1 protein-coding gene is annotated in these 1,681 nt (G+C 61.8%); it reads left to right on the forward strand.

Annotated elements, in window-relative coordinates; genetic code table 11:
- Positions 1-606: 606 nt before the first annotated feature.
- The coding region (locus tag VB618_RS19705; protein ID WP_329798453.1) for a DNA translocase FtsK at positions 607-1,681 on the forward strand (1,075 nt) is incomplete at its 3' end.

Below are 1,681 nucleotides of genomic sequence, written 5' to 3' on the forward strand. Positions count from 1 at the left end.
CATGCTGGAAAACAACCCCTCAGACCCAAACAGCCCAAAGGAAGCGCCGATATAAACAACCCCAGACAGTTTGCAAGACCTTTGTCAAAAAAGGTCGACGCAAAATGCCAGAAGGACAACACGCCTCGCTCTTAGAAATATGGGGATGGCCGCCCCTGCTTTGAAGGGGAGGGCGGGCATAAGTGCTGGTCGAGGCAGCACGTGCTGTCCTCCTAAGGCTCTTTTTACCTTTGGTAGGCGTAATCAGCGGGAACACTTCTCCCCGGGCTGACCGGTTCAGTCCCAACACCAAAACAGACAATGCACTTCAAACGACGGCCTCGATCCTCCGCCGCCCATGGCTATGGCTCTCTCGCACAAGACCAGGATTATAAGACTGAGCCAGGCAATCATGAGCTGTCTCCTTCCATTGGGGCGGCGCCGAGAGACCACGCCGGTCATCCCGCGGGCGAGGTTCCGTCCAGCGGAAGTCGTGCGCAGGCGAGCCCAGCTCCCGCGAGCCGCCTGTCCGTCACGCGGTCTCCTGATGCCGTTGCCCCAAAGAGCGGGCAGAGCAGGGGGGCGAATGGTGCTCCGCGTGGAGAGGTCTGGGAGCAGTCCTTTTCCATGTCGCCGGAGGTCCGGTTCACACGTACGCCCGAGCGTGTCCTCAAGGAGCGCCGCCTGAAGGGAGCTTCTCACGCATACGATGAGGTAGTGGAAAATCGGGCGAGAGAGCTTGCCGCCACTCGCATGGAGGATCCGGCGCCGGCCGTTCAGGAGCGGCTGCAGGCTCTTCGCAGCAGGGCAGCTTCTCAGGAGACCGACACCGGCAGTGCCCGCATCTTCAATCGGGCTCCTGCTCCGGAGCGTGGGCCGATCACGCGCGCCGCAGTTCCGGCTCCAACGGTGGAGCCTGCACCTCGACCTGCGCCGCGTGCCGAGGCCGCGCCTCCAGAGAGAATGGTCAAACAGCCAGAACAGCCGGTGAGGAGCAATCCTGCTGCTCCGGCTTCATTCGAACTCAACACAGTTCAGCAATCCTACAGCTTCATGTGGCAGCCGGGGACTTATCTCCTGGATCCTTCGCTCCAGCCTGTTTCTGCCACGCCCGTACAGGCAAAGCGGGAAGAGGATGCTCGCCCGGCCAGGAAAGTGCTGGCTCCCGTCAAAGCTTCACCTCCAGTGAAGCCTGTATTGCCTGCACCTTCGAGGGCTCCGCTGTCGGTTCAGCCGGAGATAGCCCCATGGGATGATGACGAGGACTTCGTCGAAGAAGAATTGGACGACGAAATCATCGTCGAGGAAGTGCCGCGCCGCGCGGCTGTGGTGACCCAGCCGCGCGTGAGCCACGTGCCGGCGGCTCCAGTCCCTGCCAATGATAGCTTCCGTCGTGACAACTACGCGTCGGTTTCGGTCGGTGCCGCGGCACCGGTGCGCGCCTCTTTTGATTACGAGCTGCCCCCGCTTGATCTTTTGGCAGAACCGAAGATCTGGAGCAGTGCGGAGGTGCCTGTCGAGGTCCTGCAGGAGAATGCGGCGACCCTCGAGAACGTGCTGTGGGACTTCAACGTCAAGGGCGAGATCATCAATGTCCGGCCCGGCCCCGTGGTCACATTGTATGAGCTTGAGCCTGCGCCTGGGACGAAGTCGTCGCGGGTGATCTCCTTGGCCGACGACATCGCGCGCTCCATGAGCGCGG

It is taken from the genome of Microvirga sp. CF3062 (assembly GCF_036314045.1).
Classification (GTDB): Bacteria; Pseudomonadota; Alphaproteobacteria; order Rhizobiales; family Beijerinckiaceae; genus Microvirga.